General features: G+C 49.5%; 25 protein-coding genes and 4 pseudogenes. 27 read left to right on the top strand and 2 right to left on the bottom strand.

Annotated features, from left to right (window positions below):
• The first annotated feature begins 20 nt into the window (after positions 1–20).
• The 16 genes and pseudogenes from OGX97_RS10710 to OGX97_RS10635 all read left to right on the top strand — a co-directional run bounded on the left by OGX97_RS10710 (position 21) and on the right by OGX97_RS10635 (position 8,737).
• Complete coding sequence (locus OGX97_RS10710) at positions 21–344, top strand: hypothetical protein (protein WP_268056283.1); 324 nt, start codon at positions 21–23, stop codon at positions 342–344.
• A gap of 4 nt (positions 345–348) precedes the next feature.
• Positions 349–636: pseudogene (locus tag OGX97_RS10705) on the top strand (DUF7739 domain-containing protein).
• Positions 637–639: 3 nt separating this feature from the next.
• Positions 640–819: a hypothetical protein gene (locus OGX97_RS10700; RefSeq protein WP_395126793.1), complete on the top strand. Its 180-nt coding sequence runs from the start codon at positions 640–642 to the stop codon at positions 817–819.
• Positions 820–1,039: 220 nt separating this feature from the next.
• Positions 1,040–1,735, top strand: a complete 696-nt coding sequence (locus OGX97_RS10695; RefSeq protein WP_286592387.1) for a hypothetical protein — start codon at positions 1,040–1,042, stop codon at positions 1,733–1,735.
• Between the two features lie 18 nt (positions 1,736–1,753).
• Positions 1,754–1,950, top strand: a pseudogene (locus OGX97_RS10690) (DNA cytosine methyltransferase); the annotation flags it as partial.
• Positions 1,951–2,121: 171 nt separating this feature from the next.
• Positions 2,122–2,415 (top strand): hypothetical protein, encoded by a 294-nt coding sequence (locus OGX97_RS10685; protein WP_200083683.1) that lies wholly within the window; start codon positions 2,122–2,124, stop codon positions 2,413–2,415.
• Between the two features lie 572 nt (positions 2,416–2,987).
• Positions 2,988–3,572 (top strand): hypothetical protein, encoded by a 585-nt coding sequence (locus OGX97_RS10680; RefSeq protein ID WP_200083684.1) that lies wholly within the window; start codon positions 2,988–2,990, stop codon positions 3,570–3,572.
• Between the two features lie 76 nt (positions 3,573–3,648).
• Complete coding sequence (locus tag OGX97_RS10675) at positions 3,649–4,245, top strand: DUF1367 family protein (RefSeq protein ID WP_200083685.1); 597 nt, start codon at positions 3,649–3,651, stop codon at positions 4,243–4,245.
• Positions 4,245–4,451 (top strand): hypothetical protein, encoded by a 207-nt coding sequence (locus OGX97_RS10670; RefSeq protein WP_040230841.1) that lies wholly within the window; start codon positions 4,245–4,247, stop codon positions 4,449–4,451. Before OGX97_RS10675 ends, OGX97_RS10670 begins: the two co-directional genes overlap by 1 nt.
• Before the next feature lie 2 nt (positions 4,452–4,453).
• On the top strand, positions 4,454–5,062 hold the full coding sequence (locus OGX97_RS10665) for a recombination protein NinG (protein WP_200083687.1): 609 nt from the start codon (positions 4,454–4,456) through the stop codon (positions 5,060–5,062).
• Positions 5,059–5,196, top strand: a complete 138-nt coding sequence (locus tag OGX97_RS10660; RefSeq protein ID WP_016156248.1) for a YlcG family protein — start codon at positions 5,059–5,061, stop codon at positions 5,194–5,196. Before OGX97_RS10665 ends, OGX97_RS10660 begins: the two co-directional genes overlap by 4 nt.
• Positions 5,193–5,873 (top strand): bacteriophage antitermination protein Q, encoded by a 681-nt coding sequence (locus OGX97_RS10655; RefSeq protein WP_040230844.1) that lies wholly within the window; start codon positions 5,193–5,195, stop codon positions 5,871–5,873. Before OGX97_RS10660 ends, OGX97_RS10655 begins: the two co-directional genes overlap by 4 nt.
• Before the next feature lie 1,001 nt (positions 5,874–6,874).
• A pseudogene (locus OGX97_RS10650) lies at positions 6,875–7,062 on the top strand (hypothetical protein).
• 346 nt (positions 7,063–7,408) lie between these two features.
• Positions 7,409–7,687: a phage holin gene (locus OGX97_RS10645; RefSeq protein WP_003826170.1), complete on the top strand. Its 279-nt coding sequence runs from the start codon at positions 7,409–7,411 to the stop codon at positions 7,685–7,687.
• Complete coding sequence (locus OGX97_RS10640; protein ID WP_286592381.1) at positions 7,659–8,207, top strand: lysozyme; 549 nt, start codon at positions 7,659–7,661, stop codon at positions 8,205–8,207. Before OGX97_RS10645 ends, OGX97_RS10640 begins: the two co-directional genes overlap by 29 nt.
• On the top strand, positions 8,204–8,737 hold the full coding sequence (locus OGX97_RS10635) for a DUF2514 domain-containing protein (protein WP_286592379.1): 534 nt from the start codon (positions 8,204–8,206) through the stop codon (positions 8,735–8,737). The genes OGX97_RS10640 and OGX97_RS10635 overlap by 4 nt, the downstream gene beginning before the upstream one ends.
• Positions 8,738–8,740: 3 nt before the next feature.
• On the opposite strand, the gene OGX97_RS10630 is transcribed toward OGX97_RS10635, so the two are convergent.
• Entirely contained in the window at positions 8,741–8,956 is a 216-nt protein-coding gene (locus tag OGX97_RS10630; RefSeq protein WP_071891841.1) for a KTSC domain-containing protein, read from the bottom strand.
• On the opposite strand from OGX97_RS10630, the gene OGX97_RS10625 reads away from it, so the two are divergent.
• A complete protein-coding gene (locus OGX97_RS10625) occupies positions 8,935–9,105 on the top strand; it encodes a hypothetical protein (protein WP_167348818.1) in 171 nt (56 codons plus the stop codon). The two genes, OGX97_RS10630 and OGX97_RS10625, sit on opposite strands and share 22 nt — an antisense overlap.
• Before the next feature lie 111 nt (positions 9,106–9,216).
• Positions 9,217–9,408, top strand: a complete 192-nt coding sequence (locus OGX97_RS10620; RefSeq protein ID WP_071701198.1) for a hypothetical protein — start codon at positions 9,217–9,219, stop codon at positions 9,406–9,408.
• Positions 9,409–9,528: 120 nt separating this feature from the next.
• Here the strand turns inward: OGX97_RS10620 and OGX97_RS10615 are convergent, their stop codons facing one another.
• Positions 9,529–9,957 carry a hypothetical protein gene (locus tag OGX97_RS10615; protein WP_049041738.1) on the bottom strand — a complete coding sequence of 143 codons (429 nt, stop codon included), beginning with the start codon at positions 9,955–9,957 and terminating at the stop codon, positions 9,529–9,531.
• A 123-nt stretch (positions 9,958–10,080) separates the two neighbouring features.
• Between OGX97_RS10615 and OGX97_RS10610 the strand changes: the two are divergent.
• From OGX97_RS10610 to OGX97_RS10570, 9 genes and pseudogenes are all read left to right on the top strand, one after another.
• A pseudogene (locus OGX97_RS10610) lies at positions 10,081–10,266 on the top strand (hypothetical protein); the annotation flags it as partial.
• Positions 10,241–13,159 carry a phage tail tape measure protein gene (locus OGX97_RS10605; protein WP_286592371.1) on the top strand — a complete coding sequence of 973 codons (2,919 nt, stop codon included), beginning with the start codon at positions 10,241–10,243 and terminating at the stop codon, positions 13,157–13,159. The pseudogene OGX97_RS10610 and the gene OGX97_RS10605, both read left to right, overlap by 26 nt.
• A 217-nt stretch (positions 13,160–13,376) precedes the next feature.
• On the top strand, positions 13,377–13,706 hold the full coding sequence (locus tag OGX97_RS10600) for a hypothetical protein (protein WP_286554805.1): 330 nt from the start codon (positions 13,377–13,379) through the stop codon (positions 13,704–13,706).
• 58 nt (positions 13,707–13,764) lie between these two features.
• Positions 13,765–14,115, top strand: coding sequence for a phage tail protein (locus OGX97_RS10595; RefSeq protein ID WP_071692428.1), 351 nt, complete (start codon positions 13,765–13,767; stop codon positions 14,113–14,115).
• An 8-nt stretch (positions 14,116–14,123) separates the two neighbouring features.
• Positions 14,124–14,897: a phage minor tail protein L gene (locus OGX97_RS10590; protein ID WP_286592369.1), complete on the top strand. Its 774-nt coding sequence runs from the start codon at positions 14,124–14,126 to the stop codon at positions 14,895–14,897.
• 12 nt (positions 14,898–14,909) lie between these two features.
• Positions 14,910–15,641 carry a C40 family peptidase gene (locus tag OGX97_RS10585; RefSeq protein WP_191238452.1) on the top strand — a complete coding sequence of 244 codons (732 nt, stop codon included), beginning with the start codon at positions 14,910–14,912 and terminating at the stop codon, positions 15,639–15,641.
• Positions 15,629–16,222, top strand: coding sequence for a tail assembly protein (locus OGX97_RS10580; protein WP_191238453.1), 594 nt, complete (start codon positions 15,629–15,631; stop codon positions 16,220–16,222). The genes OGX97_RS10585 and OGX97_RS10580 overlap by 13 nt, the downstream gene beginning before the upstream one ends.
• Positions 16,223–16,300: 78 nt before the next feature.
• On the top strand, positions 16,301–16,666 hold the full coding sequence (locus OGX97_RS10575; protein ID WP_137377983.1) for a hypothetical protein: 366 nt from the start codon (positions 16,301–16,303) through the stop codon (positions 16,664–16,666).
• A gap of 52 nt (positions 16,667–16,718) precedes the next feature.
• On the top strand, positions 16,719–19,715 hold a 2,997-nt coding region (locus OGX97_RS10570; RefSeq protein ID WP_286592367.1), incomplete at its 3' end, for a host specificity protein J.

Here is a 19,715-nt window from a genome sequence, read left to right as displayed (position 1 = left end):
TGGCGTGAAGGGGGAGTGAGATGAAACCAGCAAATTTGGCCCCGGTTTATTGTTCGCTTTATCCAGAGCTGGCTGAGATATCACGAAAACACGGCTATGCAATGGCAATACACGGAACAATGGCACGAGACTTCGACCTGATTTGTATTCCTTGGACTGATAATCCGTCAGCGCCGCAGGTTGTAGTGAATGAGTTTACCTCAACTTTTGCAATGACCGACGTCACAAGCCCAAGCATAAAACCGCACGGCAGAATGGTGTATTCCATCAGTTTTGGTTTCGGTGAATTTTTTGCCGACCTGTCGTTTATGCCGATAGTCGCTGGCATTGGCGTGAAGGGGTAGTGAGATGACCGTAGAACTAAGAGATAAACGTCGCAGTGGGCAACGCATCCCCGGACTCGGAATGTCAAATGGGACATGGTTCGCGGTGCTGGATATTCCAGGCATGGAAAAACTTGTTAACCAGCAACATACCAATGATCCGCTCGATGTCACCCCAGCCAAAGCGAAAAAGATGGCTGACATCGTAGAAACATGAACACCACCTGAAGGATGGTCAGGCGACATGGCTGAAAAAATGAAGGGTTATATCGTCGAATTTCTTCGCGCTTGCAACGGATTCAGGAGCCACTAACCCATGACAACTAACAACCACCCGGCGCACGGTCCTGTATCACTCGAGCGCCTGCACCAGATACGAGAAATACTCAGCAAAGCAGCAGCACAAAGCGACGGCGGCAATCTCGGATACGCAATGGCTGATGCTGTGAAGGTAATTGAATGGGTGCTTGAAGCGAGGAATGCGGGGTCGGAATAAACAAATAATTAATGAATTGAATGAATTGTCCATAGAATGAAAAACCATCTTATCACGATGGTTTTTTTATTATTTATGGGATAGAAAGAGGGGGTATAAGTTATCAACCTGAAAATAAAATCGAGTTAATCAAGTGACAACAAAGAATCGACACGGACTTTCTCGGCAAGTGCCTGCAGAGGTTAAACGAGTTATCAGGCAAAGATGTGGATTTGGCTGCGTGATCTGTGGCTTCGGATTTTATGAGTACGAGCACTTCGATCCAGATTTTGCTGATGCTACCGAACACAACCCTAATGGAATGACATTGTTATGTTCTCAATGTAACCAGAAACGAGCCAGGGGCAGACTGTCCGCTGAAAAGGTTGCGTCAGCTAATGCTCATCCTAAGTGCCTTCAACAAGGGTTTGCGAATGAGCTTTTTGATTTTCATAGCGAACCATTGGAAATAGTTTTTGGTGGATTAACGTTCTACAACTGCGAGCACCTTATAGTAGTAAATGATCGGCCTATCTTGTCTGTTCAGTCATCTCCTGAACCAAACTCTCCAATGTTACTCTCGGGAGTATTCTGCGATGTACTTGGAAGGGAGATGTTAAGGATCCATGAGAATGAATGGTCTGTTAATTCAGATAATTGGGATGTGGACTGTGAGGGGCCGAGAATAACCATTAGAAGTGCTCCCCGTCAGATTGCCCTTGTTTTGAAAATGAATCCCCCGAGGGGAATAATTGTAGAGCGATTAGACATGACTTTTGAGGGGGTAAGATTTATAGGGGATGAAAAGAACCTACAATTTACGATGGATGGGAGAAACTGGAATAAGTGGTCAGGAGGGGCGATCAGAAACGGCTTTGTAGGTATATTCATTGAGAACAGACCTAAGGTAGCAAACGATCCTGTATACGTATTATAAATAACTTTCTATTTGTTGATGCTGCAACCACATGAGCTTTACCGCGCGCAGGGCTTCCCTGAGTGGTACATCATCGACCAGGACTATCGGGGCAAGAAGTACGCGAAGGACAAACAGGTTGCGCGCTGCGGTAATGCGGTCCCGCCGCCGTTCGCTGAAGCACTGGTGAAGGCAATTTGCAGGAGCATTGTCAGCAGAAACAAATAGCAGCCTGATTTATAACCCCCTGCAAAACCAGAGGGGAGGTATGTCGAAGCGCAAAATTGTAGCAAAAACATTAGTTCGTGCCGGAAAGTTGTAGAGAACTTGAGTGAGTAGCTTGATACACTTCAGGCAGTACTCGTTAGTCAGACGGTAAGTTACCTTTAAAGTACGGGAGAGATCTGATGATTGTTGACTATCTGTTGATTGGTTATGGAAGGGATGGAGAGATAAAACAAGATGAATGTAATAGCGGAGACATGCTAGCGCCCTCTCTGAAATTTGCTCCGGCAAACCCATCTTCGAAGCAATACCCAGCGCAAACATTTGATGTCAAAGTCATACACCATCTTGGTAACCGGTATGCTATTGCTATAGCTCTGGAGGATGGCGAAACATTATCTGCATCTAAAATTAACACCTTGATTGAGTCTTCAGGTATGAAGCCAGTACCAATCGAAATTATTGGGGAAATTTAATTTTCATAACCCAATCGCCTATATGACCATATCGACAGAACAGGCCTCTCCGGAGGCCTTTTTCATACATTGAAGGTGGAGATAGTGTTACTCATCTATCGTTCGCTGAGGCGCTGGTGAGCGCGAACCTGCCGGAGCTATGACAGTCGAAACAAATCGCGACATAACATATAATCCCTTTCAATATAAAGAGAGGGATTATATGAAATTTTCTAGGATGATTGCTGGGACTGTATTTTCTGTGATGTTATCTGGCTGCGCTGCAGTACAGTACAACGACGGTGAGAAGGTTAGTATCCAGTCTGATGGCTGGTACGGACTCGATAGCCTTCATGAGACAGCTGTTAAAGCGTGTAGCCAATATGGTAAAACGAGAGCTACTTATCTTCATAGCGCAAATATGAATCCAAATTTACCCGCGGGGAGTGGTGTTCAGAATACATTCTGGAAATGCGAGCCTTAGATTTGTGAACTTTCAGCATCGCAGCAAAATCGAAAGAAGAGCAGGACAAGTTAAACGTTGACCAGGCTACATAGAAATAGCAGAAGCTAACATTAAATAGGGAATTTGAATGGAACTGTGGGTTGGTTCAATGATCGGTGGCGTAATCGGGGCAGTAATGGGCCATGGCGCAAATCACTTTATTGGGTGGTTTAAAGAAAATAAACAGTCCAGTCCAGAAAGAAAATTCATTTGTGCAGAACTAGTCTTCCTTCTTGAAAATTATGCTGTTAAGTGTGCTGAGGTTGTTCAGGATGATGGCGAACCTAATGGCGATCAAGGTGAGTATGACACGACAACAAAAATTCCTGACAAAATTGATTACTCGTTAGTTAAGGGAAACTGGAAGTCACTAAAATCAAAGACAATGTACGAAATATGTAGCCTTCCAATGAAACAAAATGAGGCTATGAAAGCCATTAACTTCGCTGGTGAATACATGTCGTCTCCTCCAGATCATCGAGAGTTTTTTGAAGAGAGACAATTCCAATTTGCCTTACTTGGGTTAAAAGCTGCTGAGATTGCTTCTGGAATCCGCAAAGAGAATGGCTTCCCTGATACAGAACTGGCATCGTGGGTGATCCCCGCACTTGAGGAAAGGCTTCATAAAATCAAAACCAAAAGGCTAAAATATCAAGACGAAGAAGACCTTTGATTTTCCATAATCAACCCTCCATAATTGACTCTGTCAGTCTGAGCAACTGACAACCTTATGCGCCACGGAGAGTACCATGGCGCAGTTACAATTAATCAAGCATTCCTCAGGAATCCTGATCCCTGCTACGCCGGAGACCAGCGATATTCTGCAATCAAAAATCAAACTTGGTGCCGTACTGGTAGCCGAGTTTCGTCAGGTGAGGAATCCCGCATTCCATCGCCGTTTCTTTGCGCTCTTGAATCTCGGGTTTGAATACTGGGAACCTACTGGCGGGGCAATCTCCTCCAACGAACGTAAATTGGTGACCGGCTATGCCAAGTTCCTTGCCTCATTCGCGGGAAGTGAAGCCGCACTCCTGGATGCTGCTGAGCAATACCTTGAGCGTATCGCTGATAAGCGCGCCGGTAGTATCAGCATCTGCAAATCCTATGACGCATACCGAGCATGGGTGATCGTCGAGTCTGGCCATTACGACGCTATACAGCTTCCTGACGGCACCCTTCGCAAACACCCCCGCAGCATTGCCTTCGCCAATATGGATGAAACCGAGTTCCAGCAGCTGTACAAAGCCGCGCTCGATGTTCTGTGGCGCTGGGTATTGTCCCGGGCATTCAAGACTCAGCGAGAAGCGGAAAACGCCGCTGCGCAGCTTATGAGCTTTGCGGGGTGATGGCGATGAAATTTTCTTGGTTCCACCATCACGAATGCACAACCGAACAGGCAGACGAGCTGGTGGCAAGTTACCGCCGCCGTGGCGCCACAGTAGAACGTAGCCTGAATCGCGACAACATCACCTGGACTGTCAGCGTGCAACTGCCTGAAAGCGAGAAAGCACCGCGCCCGAGTAAGGTATGGCAAAACAGGGCGTGGGGTTGAGCATGGCCAAGTTACCGCGCCGTAAGTGCGCCAACAAAGAATGCCGGCAGTGGTTCCATCCGGTGCGCGACACGCAGACCGTCTGCGGTTATGAGTGTGCCAGCATCGTCGGCAAGGAGCAGACCAGAAAAGCGCGGGGAGCCGCACAACGCAAGGAGTCCGCCAAACAGCGCGCCACTGAGAAGAAAGAGCGAGCCGCCTGGCGCCAGCGTAAAGCTGCAGTTAAGCCGCTGAAGCACTGGGAAGATTTAACGCAGCGTGTCGTCAATGACTACATCCGCGAGCGTGATGCCGATCTGCCATGCATTAGCTGCGGGACGTTCGAAACCGTCCAGTGGGAAGCTGGTCACTACCGCTCACGCGGTAAGGCATCCCACCTGCGCTACCACGAAGACAATATCAGTAAACAATGTCACCACTGTAACGTGCAGTTGTCGGGCAATCAGCAGCAGTACCGCCTTGGCCTTATCGAGAAAATTGGGCCTGAGCGCGTCGAGGCACTCGAAAAAAATAACACCCCGCACCGATACACCATCGAAGAACTCGAAGCCATCAGGAAGCACTACAGCGCGCTTCGCCGTGGGTTAATTAAGAGCAGGGAGGCCGCATGACATTTGAATCCTACTTTGCCGATCACCTCCGCGTTCGCTGGCAGCGATTGCGCTTATACCATTTCCCCGGCTCTGTGCTGACGGACTACCGAATACTGAAGAACTACATCAAAACCATAGGCGGTGCTGTATGAACACTCAATTTCTCGAATACGTGCGCCAGCAGCTGGTGGTGGCCACCGCCGATTTAAGTGGTGCGACGAAAGGGCAGTTAATGGCCTGGCTTGAGAATGCACAGTTCGATACTGGAACGTTTAAACGTAAAAAGCCTCGAGTGCTGGATGAAGTGACCGGGAAACTGTTTACGCTGGATAACCCACCAATACCGGGCAAACAGTCGCATGCTAAGGGTTCACATATTCCTCTGGTGCAGCCAGTTGAATACTCCACCGCATCGTGGCGCCGCGCACTGATGACGCTCGAAGAACACCAGAAGGCCTGGTTGCTGTGGAGCTACAGCGAAAACACCGGTTGGGACAATCAGGTCGCCATAACACGCTGGGCTTGGGATCAGTTCAGCCAACAGTTGGAAGGGAAGCGAGTAGCGAAGAAGACGATAGACCGTTTACGCCAGCTAATCTGGCTTGCTGCGCAGGATGTGAAACGCGCGTTATCCGGGAAGGATCCGTATCAGTATGGCGATCTGGCTGCGCTGTTGGGCGTTAACAAAACAAACTGGTCTCAGAATTACGTGGAACATTACGATGCAATGATTAGCCTTTATAGGGGGCTCGACTCCAAGGCGTTACTTCATGTTTCGCGATCACGTTCACAACAAAAGGCAGCAAATTGTCGGCAAGGTATTGCATAAATGAACTAATTGGCATATATTTCGTGTAAATCTGATATTGTGCCATTGTTGTATGCACTGGCAGTAAATGAGTTTTCAAGCCTGAGGTTGACGCCTTGGGCTTTTTTATTTGAATGTAGACAAGCGGTAAAGCACTCAAGCCATAATTGAATTCTCGCTGGCTAAATCCCTGCCAGACGCGTCAAGTCTAAGTTCACTTCGAGGTATCAAAGGTAGTTGTCAATTTGATATATTTCGCTTCAAAGAAGTTGAGAAATGGATTAATGATAATGAGGTTGCCAACAAAGGTAGAGCTGATTTCATTCTGCTTCGTAGTCATTTGGGTTATCTGGTGTGCATGGGCAGACAAAACAACTCACGACACATACCTTTTTGATGGGGTGCTTTATAAGTCAGTTATTGTGGGGACTTCCTTCGTGATAGGAGTTTTCATTGCTTGGCGTGTGTACCTAAGTAATAAGTTCTCAACAGGTCTGGTTAAGAGGCTTTTTGGCGTTTGTCTCACCGTTATGATGTACCTGACTTTTACCTTTTGGAACGTTCCAGAGTTAATAATGATCTCATCAGCTAATAAGCATGTGAGTGACAATTACCGATTCAAAATGAGATACCCCACGCAATCTGGAGGAAAAACCAGGTCATGTAAGGCTCATGTTATCTACTATGACACATATCTGAAGCGTGAAATCGCACTCTGTCACTGGGATTATGCTCCATCTTTTTTCTATACGGATTATATTCGAGTAGATAAGCTGATTTCAGGTATGGGCGGGCAGATTATTTATCACGAAGCCGTTCATTGAGAAAATCCTATTTAAAGTTTAGAGGTCGCCATATGGCGACCCTTTTCATACACACAGCGCCATCCGAAGAATCGGATGTGAGGCTCTAAGGCCAGGATGTGCACCTTGGACAGCAAACATTGAGTTTGTTGTGGTTTCTTGCAACGCTGCATCATCTGCTCCGTTCTATACTGTTTGCTTAGTATTGCGGAGGAATGTATGAAAGAAGGGTATTACTGGATTCAGCATGTAGGCATTGTACAGGTAGCGTATTACACGAATGACACTGTTGATGATCTGGAAACGGGTAAAACAATCACAGGTGTCTGGCATCTGACCAGAGGCGATGACATTTGCTATAACGGTGAGGCAGAGGTTCTCCAGGGCCGCTGCAACCGCCGCGATAAAAAACAAAAATCAAATCCCTGGCTATGGCCGGGGATTTTTATTTTCAGGCTCTTAATAGTCATTCAATTGAAGACTGCCTGATACAGGAATATTAGAACTGCAAGGTAACCCCAGTATTGTAAATGGTAAAAGAAAGTATTTGTCATCATTCATCCCTCTGGTTCCATTTGGTTATGTTCATCAAGCAATAAATGAACCAGTTTTTCAGAGAATTAAATCAATTACTTATGGTGACCTTGTTACGGTGTATGCACTCCAGAAGTGCGATTGCACTAAAAAAGGGAATCACCACTCCATTATTACATCACACCTGATAATGCCATCCGAACTATCGGAGGTGAGGCTATGACCAGAATGAGCACCATTTACAGCAGACTTTCATATGGATCAGGAACCACGCTTGCCGGCTGCGGTGTATCAGCGAAGGCATATGCCGAAACAGCGAAAACAGCAAAAGAGGTGTCCTGGATGTTGGCCGACAGAATTGCAGGGTTAAGCCTGAGCGACTGGGCAATTATTGTCGGTATCGCATGCACTGTTATCACTTGTGCAGTGAACTGGTATTACAGGAAAAAGGAAAGGGAGGACCGGCTTAATGGCAATGTCACCAAAGCTGAAGAATAAACTGAGCGCATCGGTCGTTGGGTTAATTCTTGCCGGGGCTTCCGCACCTGTAATTCTCGATCAGTTTCTTAATGAGAAAGAGGGTAACAGCCTTACAGCATATCGCGACGGTGGCGGACTCTGGACCATTTGCCGTGGCGCCACGATGGTTGATGGTAAGCCAGTAGTTCAGGGCATGAAGCTGGCTGTTCAGAAATGCGCCCAGGTGAACGCCATAGAACGCGACAAGGCGCTGGCGTGGGTTGAGCGTAATATCAAGGTACCACTGACCGAACCACAGAAAGCCGGTATCGCATCTTTCTGCCCATATAACATCGGCCCCGGAAAATGTTTCCCGTCTACGTTCTATAAGCGAATAAACGCTGGCGACCGTAAAGGAGCCTGTGAAGCTATTCGCTGGTGGATTAAAGACGGTGGCCGCGATTGTCGCCTGACGAAAGGCCAGAAAAATGGCTGCTATGGCCAGGTAGAACGACGAGACCAGGAAAGCGCGCTGACGTGCTGGGGGATAGACCAGTGAGCCTGCGCTATCGATTTGTTGCCATTTTGCTGCTGGTGGCCGTTGCATTCATTGCTGGGAATGTATGGAGCAGCCGTAGTTGGGAAAAAAAGTGGGCGGAACGTGATAGCGCGGAATCATCGCGAACAGCGAACGCGCAAACCGCCGCTCGCATGATTGAACAAGGGCGTATTATTGCCCGTGATGAGGCTGTAAAAGATGCACAAGCACAAGCCGCTAAATCTGCTGCCACTGCTGCTGGCCTGTCTGCCACTGTTAGCCAGCTGCGCACCGAAGCAACAAAGCTTGCCACCCGCCTGGATGCCGCAAAGCACACCGCAGATCTTGCCTCTGCCGTTAGAAGCAAAACAGCCGGAGCCGACGCCGCAGTGCTCGCCGACATGCTCGGACGCTTTGCAGAAGAAGCTCGATATTATGCTGAGCGATCTGACGAAAGCTACCGGGCTGGAATGACGTGTGAGCGCATTTACGATTCGGTGAGACAGTCGAACAACGGGAAGTGGCAAAAAGCGGGGACGAATCCCCGCTAGCTGTTAGCCAACTTTGCGATAAGGGTAGCCAGCTTTTTTAATGTGGGCATCAAAATACTGACCTTTTGACGGTGCATTCATTAACGCTGTGTGCACGGCAGAAGGAACCCGAGAGTATTGATAAATGCCACTGCTATGGAATGCAATTTCCAGCGTCGAAGTGGCCTGGTCATAACCTACTGATTGGAGATTTGAAGATGAAACAGGTTGACGAATCAAAGCAGTTTCCTCGTTTGAATGGGAAGAGTCCCGAGGAAATCGTAGAGCTATTCAAAAGTTATAACTTTGTCGATGATCATGGTCATCGACTGGATATGTGCCAGGACTTCAAAGATTTGGTTGAGCTTGCCAGTAAGGCGCAGGCCTGACCGCATTACAGAAGCTCTTCGCTGAGGGGCTTCGATAATGGCGTTACAAATTTCATTAATATTTTTCCCGCTGTTATTCTCTTATTTCAATTCTAAATAAGGGGATATGAGATGGAATGGATTAACGTTGAAGACCAAAAACCAAAAGGTTTTGAAATGGTCATTTTGGATACTGACAAAGGTATCGCTGTGGGTTGCTTCGATCCATTTGGAGAGCCAAAACAGGCAATTTTTGGGTTTACTGGTACAGTCGGTCATTCGCGATTTGAAGTAAGGCGCTGGATGCGGCTGCCGAAAGCTTGAATCTATCTGGTCTGGCTTATTTATATTGCCATCCCATAGGCCACCTCCGGGCGGTTTTTTATTGCCATCACCATGGGCAGAACTATCGTAATGGCAATATTGAGCATCGTTACCAACTTTTCATTGTTGCTGTGTATCTATAATCTCAGACGTGCTCTTATCGATTTCTTGTAAAATATGCTCAACCTGGTTATTGAACCCCTTGAATTTAATGACACGCTTAGTGATTTTTCTTCCCTCACCATTGAGCCCAAGTGACACTTTCTCAGTTGAAGCTTTTGCGCCTAATTCAGCCGATGCGGAGCCATCATAGAACTCTTCAATTTCAACTTCTTCAGCCGCGAGAATTCTTCTTGCTATAGCGAGTTCTTGTTGGACTTTTGCCTGAGATTGAAAAACTAACGACTGAAGTTCCGCCTTTTGGGCTTCATCAGATAGTTGGGCTGAAGTCTGTGCGCTATCAGTCGATTTTTTACTAAAGGCTTCAATAGCCTTTCGTGCGGCTAATTCAATAACTAAACCGGTAGCTCCGCCATAAAGTCCTAACATCAGTTTTACCCTGTAGAGTGTGGTTGATTGAGGTATCGGCAAAGTGATTAGATAACTTAACTCTAATCGAATGATTTTTTCACTTTATTTTCAGTCGTCATAATCTCTAAAAAGGAATGTCTAATGAGCAAGCCGGACTGGGAGGCTATCGAATCGGCTTACCGGGCCGGAGTGATGTCCCTCCGTGAGATTGCATCGCAGAACGGCATCAGCGAAGGCGCTATCCGTAAGCGTGCCAAACGTGATGAATGGTCTCGTGACCTCAATGCGAAGGTGAAAGAGCGTGCAGACGATCTGGTACGCAAAGCAGGGCAGTGAAGGTATCAAAGAACAGCAGGCTGCGCTCAAAGGCCTGCTGGAGAATATCGATCCAGTTAACAAAGCGCTCAACCGGTTGGATGAACAACAGGCTGCGCTGCGTAACTTCCAGACCAAAGGTTTTCTGGATACCGACGATTTTCAGCACTACAACAAGATTCTGGACGACACCCGCCTTAAGCTGACTGACACTGGCGAAGCAGCGGCGCGCGCCCAGGCAGAACTCGCGGCCACTCAGGCGGCAGATAAACAATCCGCCGCGCTGAAGAACCTGCTGGGTTCAATCGACCCGACGATCCGCGCCTTTAATTCGCTGGATGAGCAGCATGCGCAGTTGGTGACACACTTCGAAGCGGGGCGTATTAACGGCACCCAGTTCGAGCATTTCAACACCATCCTAAACCAGACGCGCGAACGGCTCTCGGGCGTGGCTGACGTCCTTCCTGAGGCGCTATCCCGGCAGGAAGCTGCTGCCCGGCGCGCTGGAATCTCCGTTGGCCAGTACAGCGCAGCAATGCGCACGCTTCCGGCGCAATTCACCGATATCGCCACGCAGCTGGCTGGCGGTCAGTCGCCGTTCCTGATTCTGCTGCAACAGGGCGGGCAGATTAAAGACCAGTTCGGCTCGGTTCAGGGGGCGTTGTCCGGCGTCGGCGAATACATCCGCAGCATGGCTGGGATGATTAACCCTACCACAATCGCACTTGGTGGGCTGATTGGCACGATCGGCCTGCTGGCTGCCGCAGCGTATAACTCCTCGGAGCAATTTGAGCAGGTGGCACGCTCTGTCATCATGATGGGTGGGGCTGGCTTCTCCTCAATGCAGCAGCTCAACCAGGCCGCTGAGGAAGTGGCTGGCAAGACGAATACATCGATTAGCTCCACTGTCGATACGCTGGTTACGTTGAACGATACTGGCAAATATACCGCAAGCCAGATGAAGCAGGTCGCAACGACCATCACCCTCATGGGTAAGGCCGGAAATGATACCAAAGCGGCAATGAGCGACTTCGAAAAGATTGTCAGCGATCCGGTTAAAGGGCTTGCCAGCCTCAATGAACAATATGGTTTCGTTGATGAAGCCATGATCAAGCACATTATCCAGCTACGTAAGCAGAAGGGGGAGCAGGCGGCTGTTACCGAAGCTATTGAGCTGTTTGCAGGCGTCATGGCAAAGCGCGCAGAGGAGACCAACAAAGCGACCGATAATATCGGTAAAACGTGGGAAAACCTTAAAAAGAGCGCTTCTGACACCTTTGGCGATATAGGTATTACCGTGCGCGCATGGGGAAACCAGATCATCGATATTTTCGAACTGGTTAAGTCCTCGATCAAAGACTTGTTCCTCAATATCACCTCTCTGGACGCCAAGTTCACCAGCACCATCGCTGGCTGGGCAGACATAATCCCGGGTGGCGGTGCGCTGGTTAATTTCCTCGGCATGGACGTTGAGGCAATGAAAAAGGCTGGTGCGGAAGCGGACAAAGAGATTGAGGCGAACAAAAAACGCTATAACGAGCTTTGGAAGCGCGTCACTGCGCCTAACGCACAGGCAAACTATGAGGCTGAAGCGCGAGGGTCTAACGTAAAAGGTGATGGCGGAACAAGTCGAGAATCAAGAGACGCAGTCTCGAAGCTTGCACAAGACTCAGCCAAAAAGACCAAAGAAGCCAAAGCCACGCTGGATGCTGGCGATCGCACGCTGGAGAACTACCGGGCGCAGGCAAGGACCTTAACGGAAACCCTCGAAACCCTGCGTCAGACCGGCGATATTCACGCCAAAAACACCGAACTGGGCAAGCAGCAGTCACGTTTTGCGGAACTGGACGAGGCCGCCAAAACCCGAGCCCTCACCGCACAGGAGAAATCTCTTCTGTCTAGCCGGGAAGCCATTCTGAATGCCGCGAAGGTTGTGGATCAGAAGAACAAAGAAGTAGAGGCCCAGCAGAAGATTAACGGGCTGGCACAGCAGGCTAATAAGTACGTCACCCAGATGTCGGAAAAGACCGATGCTTTGCGTGCTAGTGCAGGCTTCAGCAGTCGCCAAACTCAACGCATGATGGAAGAAGCGCAGCTTCGCCAGGGCTGGCTCAACGGTGGTGGTAAACTTGAGGATGCCGGTTATGAAAAAGAACTGGCAGCTCTCAGAAAGTATTACGCTGAAGAAGACAAATTACGGGGAGACTGGAAAGCAGGTGCGGTGAGTGGCTGGAATGAATATCTTGATGCAGCCACGAACACTTACGACGCCGTTAAGAACGTTGCCAGTTCCACGCTAACAGGTCTGAGCGACATGTTGACTGAGCTGATGACCACTGGCAAAGCATCAGTTAAAGAATTCGGCAAATCCATGCTCAAGATGATCCTTGATGTGACGAACCGTCTCATGGTGGCCTATACGGTGCAGGCAGCTATGGGATGGATAAGTGGTGGTTCGGGAGGTGGAGCCACACCTGGTGGATCGTATGCAAATGCTGCAGCAGGGGTAACGTTCAACGCTAAAGGTGGAGTCTATGAATCTTCGGGCCTCAGTAAATACGTGAACGGTGTCTACGACACTCCCCAGTATTTCACATTCCAGGGTGCATCTAAGTTCGCCAAAGGTGGCGTTTTCGCTGAAGCCGGGGCGGAGGCAATCATGCCACTCACGCGCGACTCATCAGGTCGTCTCGGGGTAAGAGCCCAAGGGGGGAGCGGTGGGCAACCGCAGGTCAACATAGATATTTATGTCGATAATAAGGGCAACACATCATCAAACTCGTCTGGAGATGGGAATGCCGCAGCAAGGGCGTTAGGAAAGGAAATTGAGGCCAAAGTGACCGAGGTCTTAATGAGGGCTACCAGAAGTGATGGGTTGCTTGGAAGGCAATTCCAGACAAAATAATAGCCTGAATGTGATCCTGAGAGAGCAATATCATGCGCACCAGGTTACATCAAAGCATCACCTGGCTATTATGCGCAAACAATATTAATCAGGGAATGATGGTGAATAAAGTCTTCACGGTTGCGGGATTAGAAATGCCAATTGTTACGAACTCAGGGAATGGTCCAAACGATACCGAGACAAAGAATATAAATGGGAAAACCATAAGGAGTATTAGGTGACAAAAGATAGAGTGTTTTGTTTTTTATTTGGTGTGCTCGTGTCGTTTATTTTTGGAGTTGCTGGAAGCTATTGGGGATATCTTAAATTATCTACAAAAATGGCTGTTCCAAAAACGATTTGCATCATTGACGCGCCAAATTTAGCCATACAAGAGGCTGACAGAGTTCAGCGTGAAGCCCAGGGGTTATCTCAAGGACCTGCTAGTGATGGGAAAGAACCCCTGCGCGGATTCAATCGTTGCCAAGAAAAAGTTGACAGTAGCGCTAATGATCTTGAATTCGCTTTAAATATGTACAAAGAAATGAAAGAGAATCGCGGTAAGTGAAAGTCATAATTGGCAATCTATGAACCCAGCCCTGGCTGGGTTTTTTTATGGAGTAAATATGGCCGTTGAAACATACAACTGGCACTCGCAGCTCGGCGCTGGTGCCGTCGAATACAGCCAAACAATAAGGTCTGCGCAGTTCGGTGATGGTTATGAGCAGGTAGCCGAGAACGGCATTAACTCGACTGCTATTCAGGTACCGATGAAGCATGTGGGCACTGACTCTGAAGTGAATACCGTCCGTGACTTTCTGCTGGCGCATACCGTTAAGGCTTTTATCATCGAGCCTCCTGGCGAAGTGAAGGGGCTTTATCGCGTCGTGGCCGATTCAGTGCGAAAGAACCAGATCAGCAGTAAGTTCGCCGAGCTGACCTTCACCATTAAGCGCGCCTACGGCGTCTATGCCTGAGGTGGAGCATGACAGCACTGATTGATACGGCGGCAATGCTGGCGCCAGGTGGTAGGGTCCGCCTGGTCGAAGTAGATGCTTCAGAGTTCAGCGGCGGTATTCACCGCTTTCACTATGCACCATTTCCGCATACGCCCGCCGAGATTGAAGCGGCGTACGGCAATGAAACTAAGCTTGGACCAAAGCCCATCATCTGGGATGGCAAAATATTCGACTTCTGGCCGTTCCAGATTTCTGACCTCGCTCTATCGACCGACCAGGCCGCAGAACCGAAACTGAGCGTATCGAACCTTGACGGGCATATCACTGCGTTGTGCCTCCAGTTCAAGGATATGGTGAATGCAAAGGTGAGTATTATCGACACCTACGCTGTTTACCTCGATGCGGTGAACTTCCCGGGTGGCTTGAACGCGACAGCTGATCCGTCGATGTTTACTCTCCAGACTTTCTGGCTGGACACGAAAACATCTGAAGATGATGAAGTGGTGACATGGGCGTTGAGTAGCCCTGCAGACCTGCAGAACCTGGTAATCCCCACCCGCCAAATAACGTCACTTTGTGAGTGGGCGTTGCGTGGCCAATACCGTAGCGGTGACGGCTGCACCTACAACGGAACAGCGTATTTTGATGCGAAGGGGAATGTGGTTGCTGACCCTGCGCTGGACGTGTGCGGTGGTTGCCTGAGCGATTGCCGGAAGCGATTTGGTGCGGGCCTGGCAGAGCCAAACACCGCAATTCTTGATTTCGGCGGTTTCCCCGCAACGGTTTTATTCTCCCGATAACCGGACTTCAATATGAACAAAACGATAATGAACGCTATCCGGGTGCATGCTCTGGAGGAATCGCCACGCGAGTGCTGCGGCTTCGTCATCCAGTCAGGACGGCGTCAGCGATACATTCCGGTACCGAACAGTCATGAAAACCCATCTGAGCATTTCCGTATTGATGGTGAGCACTGGGTAAATGCCGAGGACGCAGGAACCATTATTAGAGTCATACACTCGCACCCTGGCGATGGTGCCAGGGCTATCCCATCAGACCTCGATCGCCAGCAATGCAACCAGTCAGGTGTGGTATGGGGAATATATGCGCCTGATTGCGATGAATACGCCGAGATAACCCCGGATTCTATTCCGCTAATCGGCCGCCCGTTCATCCTCGGTTCGCATGACTGCTGGGGACTGATTATGGACTGGCACGCCACCCAGGGCGTGACGCTAAACGATTTCCGCGTCGATTATCCGTGGTGGGAAGGCCACTACCCGGACAACCTCTATTTCGAGAACTGGGAGCGTGAAGGGTTTGTTGAGTGTGACCCGACGCCAGGCTGCATGGTCATCATGCAGGTTGAATCTGGTAAGTGGAACCATGCGGGGATCATTACCGAAGAAGGTGAGCTACTTCATCATCTCTACGGGCAACCATCCTGCATCACGCCGTACTCGCGCGGCTATTTCAAAGACCGGACGATGATATGCGTCCGACATAAAAACTTATCTCAGGAAATAAAACCATGGCGCGGCTAACGACAATTCGCCTGTACGGTGCGCTGGGTGCGAGATTTGGGCGCGTGCATAAGCTGGCGGTGCAGACGTCAGCTGAAGCTGTGAAGGCGTTATGTATCAACCTGGACGGTTTGGAAAGTTACCTGATGAACGCGAAGAAAAACGGAATGACGTTCGCGGTGTTCCGCGGTAAACGCAACATCGGCGTGCAGGACTTCCAGGAACTGGCGGGGAATAGCGATATTCGCATTGCACCGGTTATGGAAGGTGCAAAGAAGGCCGGCATATTTCAAACCATTCTCGGAGCCGTGATGGTGGTAGCTGGTATCGTAGTTACTGGTCTTTCGTATGGTTGGGCTTCCCCTGTAGGTGGTGCCATGATATCCGCGGGTATCGGGATGATGGCCGGAGGTATCTACCAGATGCTGTCACCCCAACCAAAAGGGCTTCAGGGGCGCGATGATCCCGATAACAAACCCAGCTATGCTTTCGGCAGCTCAGTTAACACCTTGGCAATGGGTAACCCGGTTGCCGCACTCTATGGGGAGCGGGAGATCGGCGGTGCAATTATTAGTGCAGGAATCGTTGCAGAAGATATTTAAGTTTCAGCAACATAGCTCGCGGTTAACATGCGTAGTGTTATGCTACCTTCAACAGCATTCCACTATGGGGACACAACAATGCCAGCTGTAAAAATAGTCGCTGAATGGTTGAAAGAGGAAAATGATCCTCGCATGGAATCTACTTTAGAGTTTGTTGCAGCTATTGATTTCAACGGACATATCAAACCTGAACAAAAGGTATATGGCCTAATTACGGGATATGGCTACGGTTCTTTACCTCCCGGGGATTATCCTTTCACGGGCGAAAAGAGTGAGCAGGGATGCTTAAAAATGGACTGGGGACGGGACTACCAGAAATTCAATTCTACAATTAATGTCCTTGGCAGACGACTGAGCCCCGGAGACATCATCACTCATGTGGAAAAGCCTGGAATTGAAAATACTTTCGATTACGAGATAAGGTTGGTCACGTATTTTCAGTGATTAGCCACAGCAAAAACCAACCCGCTTAGGCGGGTTTTTTTATGGATGCAATATGGCAACGATTACTGGTGCGAAGGGCGGAAGTCAAAAACAGCATACACCTGTAGAACAGCCGGACTCCGCGCAATCAATGGCTCGCTGCCGTATGCTGCTGGCGCTGGGAGAGGGCGAATTTGCTGGTGGGCTGGATGCTACGCGCATCTTCCTTGACGGAACCCCGCTGGGCAATGCAGACGGTTCAATGAACTTTGAGAACGTTACCTGGGACTTCCGTCCCGGCACTCAGGTTCAGACACCAATCCCAGGCTTTCCAGCTGTTGAAAATGAAACCAGTATTGGCGTGTCGCTGACGAAAGTTACCCCATGGACTCGTGCGATCAGTAACACCCAGATTGACGCGGTGCTGGTACGTATTGGTATCCCTGGATTACAGCAGCAGGAGAATGATGGCGATATCGTTGGCACAACCGTTCAGTACCATATCGATCTTGCCATTGATGGTGGGGTTTACGCGACGGTAATGACCAAAACGGTTACGGAGAAACTCAGCTCTCTCTATGAATTGACACACCGTATTAACCTGCCGAAAGCGAACACAGGCTGGCAGATTCGGGTCGTGCGCGATACCGACGACAGTACCAGCCAGATCCTCCAGAACAAAACGCAGGTACAGGCGATCACCGAGGTGATAGATGCTCGCCTGCGCTATCCGCATACTGCGCTGCTGTATGTGTCATTCAACGCAAAGTCATTCAGCAATATCCCGAAGATTTCTTGTAAACCTAAAGGTCGGGTAATCCGCATCCCTCAGAACTACGATCCGATTACACGCACTTATGGCGGTACATGGGACGGTACATTCAAATGGGGATGGACGAATAATCCTGCATGGATCTGGTTCGATATTCTTACTGAACCTCGCTTCGGCCTGGGTCGCAGGGTTACGCCAGCGATGCTCGATAAATGGGAGTTATATCGTATTGCCCAGCGCTGCGACCAGAAGGTGGCGGATGGTAAGGGTGGCAGCGGTACCGAGCCTCGCTTTATGTTTGACGTTTATATCCAGGCTCAGGCCGATGCCTGGCAGGTGATTAAGGATATTGCGGCTGGTTTCAATGGCATGACGTTCTGGGGCAACAATATGTTCAATGTTGTCTCTGATATGCCTGCGGATACATCAAAACTCCAGATCCTCACGCGCGCCTCCGTGGTCGGGAAACCAACCTATTCCAGTGGCAGTGAAAAGAACCGCTATAGCTCTGCACTGATTAACTTTAGCGATCCGGAGAATCACTATCAGGACCGAACTACAGCAGTAATGTTTCCTGACCTGGTAAAACAGTTCAAGTTTAAGCAGACACAACTCACTGCAATCGGATGCACGCGTGAAAGCGAGGCGCAGCGCCGAGGAGGGTGGGCCGTCTATTCCAACTCGCTGGACCGTATTATCACTGTCCAGACGGGACTTGATGGCTTCGCTTATGTGCCGGGGACCGTATTTGCGTTTGCCGATGAACGGCTATCTGGCCGTGTCTATGGTGGACGTATTACTGAATACAACGGCGTTCTGAAATCTGTAACTACCGATCGGGGTACAAGCGCATTAGCCGGCGATACGCTGATGATTCGTACCCTGGGCGGTACCGTTGAGAGCAGAACCATTCAGGCGGTTAACGGCCAGCAACTGATACTGGCAACTGCCTTTACCGCTGAGCCACTACCTAATGCCATTTTTGTTATTGATGCTGGCCAGTTGCGCCTCCAGTATTTCCGCGTAACCAATCTGACATTTAACGATGAAGAGAACACCTACAGTATCACCGGTGCAGAGTACAATGGGGCTAAGTACGATGCCGTTGATAACAACGCCCGGCTGGATACGCCGCCGATTAGTCTGTTACCGACAGGCCTGGTTAGCCAGCCCACGAATATCGCAATTAGCAGCTACGATTCGGTCCGCCAGGGACAGCGTATCGCCACTATGGTTGCGAGTTGGGATGCGCCAGTAGATAAAAACGGGAAAACCCAGGCAGATATCGTAGCGTATCAGGCACAGTGGAAACGTGGTGATAATGAGTGGATCAATATTCCAGAAACAGGCCTGCGCAATATAGAAGTGTCCGGGATTTTTTCCGGTGATTACCTTGTGCGCGTCCGTGCGATTAACTCTGGGGGAGCGTCTAGCCTTTGGGCCACCTCTGCGTTGACCCATCTTACCGGCCGCACCGGTGAAGTTCCAAAACCGATTGGACTTCGTACCACTGCAATCAACTGGGGTATTCAGGTTGACTGGTCCTTCCCGGCTGATACAGGTGACACGCTCCAGACCGAGTTGCAGTATTCAGCAAACGGTAATGGGGATAATCCTCTGCTGCTCGCAGGAGTTCCGTATCCTCAACACACATATACCCAACTGGGTTTGAAGGCTGGTCAGGAGTTCTGGTACCGGGCTCGTCTGGTCGATCGCATTGGTAATCAGAGTGACTGGACCGACTGGATTTGTGGCCAATCCAACGCGAATGCTGACGACTACCTGGGCGATATTGCCGATGATTTTCTGACGTCTGCCGACGGTGATCGCCTGACAAGTGACATTGATACTAATCTGGAAGCTGCGTTGCAGAATGCGCTGGCCAACCATGGAACCGTGGAACATCAGTGGGCGCAGTACGGCGAAGTACGCGCGGATATTCTGGTGGTTAAAACGACCATTGCGCAGGTCGATAAGGCCATGGCTGAAATGTCGACGCAGGTGCAGGCGCAGTTCAATAATGTAACTGCCGCACTGGAGGACAAGCTTACTGCCGTGGTTGATGCTACCGGAGCCTCTGCGATTTACACCCTCAAAACTGGGGTCCGGATTAACGGTGTGATGTATAACGCCGGAATGTCGATTGCGGTGCTGGCGGAGGCGGGTAAGCCGGTAGTCACTCGTGTCGGATTTAACGCCAATCAGTTCGTCCTGATGAGTGGCAGCGGTGATACGCAATATTCACCCTTTGCTGTTGTTAATGGTCAGGTGTTTATCAGCGATGCGTTTATTCAGTAT

The organism is Citrobacter sp. Cpo061 (genome assembly GCF_030332845.1).
GTDB lineage: Bacteria > Pseudomonadota > Gammaproteobacteria > Enterobacterales > Enterobacteriaceae > Citrobacter > Citrobacter portucalensis.
The sequence above is the reverse complement of the archived record's forward strand: the minus strand, read 5'-3'. Positions and strand labels throughout refer to the sequence as shown.